Source organism: Frankia sp. CcWB3, assembly GCF_977927595.1.
Genome location: NZ_CDWRCK010000062.1, coordinates 1 through 6,649, shown reverse-complemented (window position 1 = coordinate 6,649; position 6,649 = coordinate 1). Strand labels below are relative to the sequence as shown.

Here is a 6,649-nt window from a genome sequence, read left to right as displayed (position 1 = left end):
GTCGCCTCGCCCCGACCCCCGATCCCGCCACCGGGCGAGGGGCCACTGTCCAAAACCGGCTCCTCCGAACGGCCTCCACCGTCTGCGGTGGACGAGCCCCCGCCGCCCGCCGGCCGACCGCTTCCGGGGGGACCCACGTAACGCGTGGTCCGTCCCCCACATCCCGGTCGCCGTCGGCCGGTGGGTGTGCGTTCGGCGAACTGCGGCGCGTTCGGGCCTCAGGTGGGGCACTCTGGGAGAGGACGGATGGTAAAAGTCGGTCGCTGACCTCGACCACGCATATCGCCCTGACCCGGACACCTGACCCAGCCAGGGGACCCTGCCAGATCGGTCCGCAGGTGGCCGATCCTCACGGCGGAAACCTCATCAACGTCACGAGTGGCGAGCGGAGGGACATCTCGGTGGACGAGCTCTCGGATATGGAGCGATCCCGACTGCTCCTCGGCTGGCTGGCGGCGCGGCGTGCCGTGGACAACTGTCTGTCGGACCTGCTCGCCGCCGGTCCCGCCGGGGAGCGGCGGGTACGCGAGTCACTCGCTCTCGTGGGCGATCTGGAAAGCCGTGCCCAGGAGGCGTTCGACCGTTACCGCACGGCCGCGGAGAACACGGAGACACGATCATCGGGCCGCTGGGTGCCTTCCGACGCGGATCGTCCCAGACTCAATGTGGTCCGCACCCCCGAGGGCGATCTCGCTCGTAGTAGTTCGAACACGAAGAGCAATCATCGACACCGGTGACGCCCGGGGCGCTGGACGCGCGTCAGAATGGCCCTCGTGCCGGCCGTCCGTCGCCGCCGCGTCGCCGCGGTCTGGCTCCTCACCCTCCTGGTTCCCCTTCTGCTGACGACGTCCGGCTGCGGCGTGCTGGAGGGTCCCCGACGTGGTCATGTAGTCCTGGCCGCCACCCCGGCGCCCACCACGGGTCCCGATGCATTCGAACGCTCCGGACGGGGCGCCCGCATCCGGATGACCCTGCCCCCGTCCGACGCTCCGAAGCCCTATCCCCTGCTCGTGGCGCTGCACAGCCTGCACTACGACGGCGCGGACCCCAAGCAGCACTGGGACCTGGACAACCTCGCCCGTGCCGCCGGCCTCGCCGTCGTGTACCCGGACGGCCTCAACAGGGCATGGAACGCTGGAACCTGCTGCGACACCGCCGTGATCAACCATACCGATGACGTCGGCTGGCTACGCGCGTTGATCGCGCATCTCAGCGAGCACTACCCGATCGACCGGAACAGGGTCAGCCTGATCGGTCTGTCCAACGGCGGCATGCTGGCCTACCGGTACGCCTGCGAACACGGGGACGAACTCGCGGGCATCGCCGTCGTGGCGGCCAGCCGTCAGGTGTCGGACTGCCGTCCGGGCGCCCCGCTGACCGTCGTGGTCGTCCACGGCGGGGCGGACGGCCATGTGCCCTACCAGGGGACCCTCTGGTCGCCGGTGCTGCGGACCGCGATCACGCCGGTCGAGGAGAGCATGATCCCGTTCCGGTCGGTGGATCGCTGCCCCGTCCCGAGCCGGCCTACGGACACTGTCCTCACGGATTCGACCGGCATGCCATGGCACGCCCCGGTGGCATCACAGTCCGCGCTGAGCGTTGGAACGGACGCGGACGTGGCCGCGCCCGTCGCCGTGCCCCCGGTGCCCCCGGCAAGCGGGCCGGCGCACCCTGCAAGCGCGCTGGTGAACGCCGCCCCGTGGGTCCTGATGCCGAGCGCCGTCCCGGGTGTGCCCGCGAATTCGACCACGGTGACGTCACCGGCCGTCGCCCTGCGCAAGGAGACCCCCTGTGCCTCCTCGGCCCGGGTCGTGCAGTTCCTGCTGCCCGCCCTGGCCCACGGCTGGCCGGCCGTCTCCGGACCGGCCGCCTTCGCCACGGGCAGGGTGATCTGGAATCTGCTGGCTCCGGCCCGTTCCGCGCGGCCCGGCCCGCGGATGTGACCCGCGACGGCCAGCCGGCAGGGACGGATCAGGCCGGCGCGAACACGGATCAGGCCGGCGCGAACGAGGACCGCAGCGCGCCCATCAGCGTATTGAGCGACGCCAGGACGTCGGTCGACACTCGCGCGATGAGCACGTACACCGCACCGGACACCGACACCGTGCGCATGAGGTAGGAGACCCGCTGCCCCTCCCGGTCGTACGAGCCGACGAGTTCCTGGGTGGGCTGACCGCTGGTATCCGTCGCCGGGCCGGAACGGTCCCTGGTCAGACCGGGGACCGTGTTGAACTCGGCGGACTGGACCTGCGTGAGCGCTGCCACCGGATCCTGCACCGCGACCCGGGCCACCCCGATCATCTGCGGTCCGTACTCCGAGACGGTGCCGGGCTCGCCATAGAAGAGGCCGGTGTTGTCGCGCCGCTGCTTCCACACCGGCGGGTGGGAGAAGGTGGCCTTCTGCACAGTGTCGGTGAACGAGGTCCAGTCCGCCGGCACCGCGATCTGGCCCGCGGCCGCCTGACCGCCAGCTGCCTGACCGCCGGCTGCCCCCGTGCTCGGGCTAGGCGCGGCCGCTGCGGGACCGCCGGACGATACTGCCGTCGGCGCCGGGGCGGCATTGGTGGCGGTCCGGCCGCTGGGCCGGACCTTCTCCCAGACGGCACCGGCCCCGACGCCCACCCCAAGTGCCACGGCCAGCACCACCAGGGCCACCCCGACCCGATGCAGGAAGGGCATGGTGTCGGAATCACGATTTCCCTGCCGGGAATCGCGAGCGTCGTCCTCGTCGGGGAAATCGACTGTGCCCGCGGCGGAGGTCAGGCTCCCTGAGCGACGCGCCGCGACCCGCTGGTCGGCGCCGAACCGCACCGGACTCGGCCGGCTCCGCCCCCCGCCCGGCGGGTAAGCCTCGGGTCGGTCGGGTCGACCGGACCGATCAGGCCGACCGGGATCGGTGCGATCGGCACGGCGCCGGTCGAGTCCGAGGTCGTCGCCGGCATCCCTGCCGTAGGGCGTCCGCAGGCCTGTTCCACCGTCCCTCATTCCGGCGCCGCCGGTCGACGGACCGCCTGTAGGGGCACCGTCGGCCCGACGTGTCGGCATCGCCGTCTTGGCCCGCGGCAGACCGCCCTCATTCTGCCGATCCGGTCCACCTCGTGGATCCGACCTTCCATCGGAAGCCCATTCGGGTGGTTGACGCCCGGGTGCGGGAGCGGGAGCGGAACCAGGTGCGGGAGCGGAACCAGGAACGACTCGGGACCGCCGGCCCTCGGTCCGAGCGGTCCGAGCGGGCGGGACGAGCGCCCGGCGCATCGAGGTGCCGGTGGACGGCGAATCGGTATCCTCGGGCTGTATCGAACTGCCCTGATATGGATTGCCGTGGCCGGGATTGCCGTGGCTCGCCGGTACCGGGTGGTAGGGCCCGGTCACCGGTCCAGCGGCGTCATATGACCCGGTCGGAGGGCCGTAGCCGCTATGCTGCGGGCGCGGATCCGGCCCCGCTGGCTGATACGGCTCCATCGAGGGACCGCTACCGCCCCCCTGATAGTAGGGAGACTGCCGGTCGTCGTCCCACTCGGTCCGTCGCACACCGTCCGTCACCAGACGACCTCCGATCCCGAGCTCCGCTTGCGTCCGCCCGTCCCACCGCTGTACCACGGCGTTGCGTCGACGTTGCGCGAGCTTAGTTGACAGTAGCCCCCCGAAGGCGTAGAGGGATCGGCCAGGTACCTCGCCGGTCACCCACTGATCTGCACCGATATCCTCCCATGTCATCAGGCACATATTTCAGGGGGGACGCCGCATGAAGGGCTTCAGGCAGTTCCTGATGCGAGGGAACGTCGTCGACCTGGCGGTCGCGGTCGTGGTCGGTACCGCCTTCACCGCAGTGGTGACGTCGCTGGTGAAGACCATCTTCACCCCGCTGATCGCCGCGATCTTCGGCAAACCCGACTTCTCGGCCCTCACCTTCACCATCAACGGCAGCATGTTTCGGTACGGCGAGTTCATCAACAGTGTCATCGCATTCCTCTCAGTCGTTACAGTGATCTACTTCGTAGTAGTACTCCACCCTGAACACCATCAACGAGCGGCGGACGCGGGGGCAGGTCCCGCCGGAGGAGGACCCAGTACTCACCGACGAGGCACGCCTGCTCACGGAAATCCGTGATCTACTGGCGGAACACCGTCCCACCGGCTGACCCAGCCGACCCGGGCCGACCCAGCGCGGCTCCACACCGCGCGGCTCCACACCGGATCGCTTACCCGAACGTTGGTCGGCATTCAGGAATCGCTCAGGCTTTCAAGGGAAAGTGCCTACCATGACACCGCGTCTCCCCTTCAGCAGTAGCGCCGAGGACGCCCCCAGGGGCGGCGGCAGGGAGGGGTCCGGCGCCGGGCATGACTCCCCCCCCTCCCCTTGGGCTCCGCCCATCGGCGGCGCGGCCGGGACACGAGCCGGCCAAGCTCACCCGGCTGGTCCCGCCAGCTCCGAACCCGGCCTCCCGGCGGGCCCGCCTTCCCGTCCGCCCGGCTCGCCGTACAGCCAACCGCCGACGCTGGGGCCATCCTCCGGCCAGCATCCTCAGTATCCGAATCCCCATCCCCCGCATGGGGATCCTCGTCCGTATCCGGATTCTCCGTACCCGGCCGGGCCGTCCCAGGCCAGCCAGCCGCAGGCCGCGCTCTCCGCGGGAAGCCCGCCTCCGACGGCGTCGCCCGGCGGCCCGTGGGGACCGCCTTCAGGTCCGCCACCCGGTGGTCCCGCTGCCCCGAGAGCCGTGAACGGCGCGGCCGGCCCCGCGGGACCTCCCGCGGGCCCCCCGACCGGAGGGTATTCCTGGGGACCGCCATGGAGTTCTCCGAGCGGCGCCGGCTCGCCACCCACCCAGGACCTCTACGGCAACGAGACAACCATGGCCGCCTCGCCCCCTTGGCGCCGACGGCGGCTCGTCGCCGCTGGACTCGCCATCGCCCTGGTCTCGGCTGGTGTGGGTGGCGGTGTCGGAGCGATGGTCGCCGACAACAACGGGGGGCAGACCATCGTCACATCCGCCGGTCTGCACAACACCGTGGACAGTTCCGGTGGAACGTCGCCCGCAGCCGCGAACACTGTGTCGGCCGCGGCGCAGAAGATCCTGCCGAGTGTCGTGACAATCTCCGAGGAATCGAGCAGCGAGTCGGGCACCGGCTCCGGCACCATCATCCGTTCGGACGGGCATATCCTGACGAACAACCATGTGGTCTCGGGTGCCGCGAATGGCGGCTCGCTGACGGTCACCCTGCAGGACGGTCGTACTTTCGATGCGCAGGTCGTAGGCACGGATCCGAGCTCGGACCTCGCGGTGATCAAAATCAATGCCACCGGTCTCACGGCGGCCACGTTCGGCAATTCCGACCCGCTGAGCATCGGGGAACTGGTGGTAGCGGTCGGCAGCCCGCTCGGGCTGAACGGCACGGTCACGTCCGGCATTGTCAGTGCCGTGCATCGCCCGGTGCGCACCGGGGATTCAACCGTGCGGGATCAGCAGAACACCGTGCTCGACGCAATCCAGACCGACGCATCAATCAACCCCGGTAACTCCGGTGGTCCGCTGGTCAACAGTCGCGGCGAGATCATCGGCGTGAACAGCGCGATCGCGACCGTGGGTGGTGGAAGTCCCTTCGGTGGCGGCCAGCAGTCCGGCAACATCGGCGTCGGTTTCGCTATTCCGGGCAACTATGCCGGGTCGGTGGCCACCGAGTTGATCTCTACGGGCAGCGCCCGACACCCGTACCTGGGCGTCAGCGCCTCCACCTCGGAGGAGAACACCCGCTCCACCGCCTCCAGCGGCAACGGTGCAAAGATCCGCTCCATGGTTCCGGGTGGACCCGCCGAAAAGGCCGGCCTTCGCGCCGACGACGTCATCACGAAGGTCGGCAACCGTGCTGTCAACGACGTCGACTCCCTCATCGCGGCGGTCCGGTCCCACGCCATCGGCGACGAGGTGGAAGTGACCTATACCCGTGATGGACAGAGCGGCACCGTCAAGGCCCGGCTCGCCCAACAACCACCGGCATCCTGAGCTATGGAGTCGAAATGAAATAACTTGCGCGTTTCGAACCCTCCATAGGCCTGTGACCTGCGATGATGCTCTCGATCACGTATTTGTTACTTCATTACGTCCCCTATGTCCCGACCCGCAAGAAGCGTGGCGCCTTCCAGCGGAAGGCCGCGAATGGCCGGTCCGGTTCCGAACGCCAGTTCTGCCGAATTGGTGACAGATTTCGGCTTATACTCATTGAAGGCAGGTTCGTCCAGGGTGGATTGGTCCCGTCTCCGACGGGACATGGCCACCCTGCCGTGAGACCTACCAGGCAAAGTAACCAGCCGTAGTCGATGGGGATCAAAGTGCGACGACGTCAGTAGTCAAGCGTTATCGACTGTCGAATCGGCGACAACAAAATCTTCACGACGTTTACCCGCTGCGGGGGACGAACTTCTAGCATTGGGACTGCCTCACCGGGCTACCGATGGGGCGATGCCGGCCCGTTCCGGGGCCGCCGCTAGTCCCCGGGGAGAAGCTGAGTATGGACGACGACGCGGACCTGGTGGCCCGTGTCCGACGTGGTGACCGGCAGGCGTTCGACGATCTCTACGATCTGTACGCCGATGATGTCTTCTCGATGTGCCTGCTGATTCTGGGCGATCCCGGGTCTTCGAAGTTAA

General features: G+C 68.9%; 5 protein-coding genes and 1 pseudogene. 5 read left to right on the top strand and 1 reads right to left on the bottom strand.

Annotation, left to right across the window (positions count from 1 at the left end; genetic code table 11):
* Window positions 1–401: 401 nt before the first annotated feature.
* Window positions 402–737, top strand: a complete 336-nt coding sequence (locus ACY5KJ_RS07295) for a hypothetical protein (RefSeq protein ID WP_462203044.1) — start codon at window positions 402–404, stop codon at window positions 735–737.
* A 27-nt stretch (window positions 738–764) separates the two neighbouring features.
* Window positions 765–1,943, top strand: a complete 1,179-nt coding sequence (locus ACY5KJ_RS07290; RefSeq protein WP_462187419.1) for a CE1 family esterase — start codon at window positions 765–767, stop codon at window positions 1,941–1,943.
* Between the two features lie 49 nt (window positions 1,944–1,992).
* Here the strand turns inward: ACY5KJ_RS07290 and ACY5KJ_RS07285 are convergent, their stop codons facing one another.
* Entirely contained in the window at window positions 1,993–2,811 is an 819-nt protein-coding gene (locus tag ACY5KJ_RS07285; protein WP_462203043.1) for a hypothetical protein, read from the bottom strand.
* 934 nt (window positions 2,812–3,745) lie between these two features.
* On the opposite strand from ACY5KJ_RS07285, the pseudogene mscL reads away from it, so the two are divergent.
* The 3 genes and pseudogenes from mscL to ACY5KJ_RS07270 all read left to right on the top strand — a co-directional run bounded on the left by mscL (window position 3,746) and on the right by ACY5KJ_RS07270 (window position 6,316).
* Window positions 3,746–4,142: pseudogene (mscL, locus tag ACY5KJ_RS07280) on the top strand (large conductance mechanosensitive channel protein MscL).
* A gap of 810 nt (window positions 4,143–4,952) precedes the next feature.
* Entirely contained in the window at window positions 4,953–6,005 is a 1,053-nt protein-coding gene (locus tag ACY5KJ_RS07275; RefSeq protein ID WP_462203042.1) for a S1C family serine protease, read from the top strand.
* 62 nt (window positions 6,006–6,067) lie between these two features.
* Entirely contained in the window at window positions 6,068–6,316 is a 249-nt protein-coding gene (locus tag ACY5KJ_RS07270) for a hypothetical protein (protein ID WP_462203041.1), read from the top strand.
* Window positions 6,317–6,649: the final 333 nt, after the last annotated feature.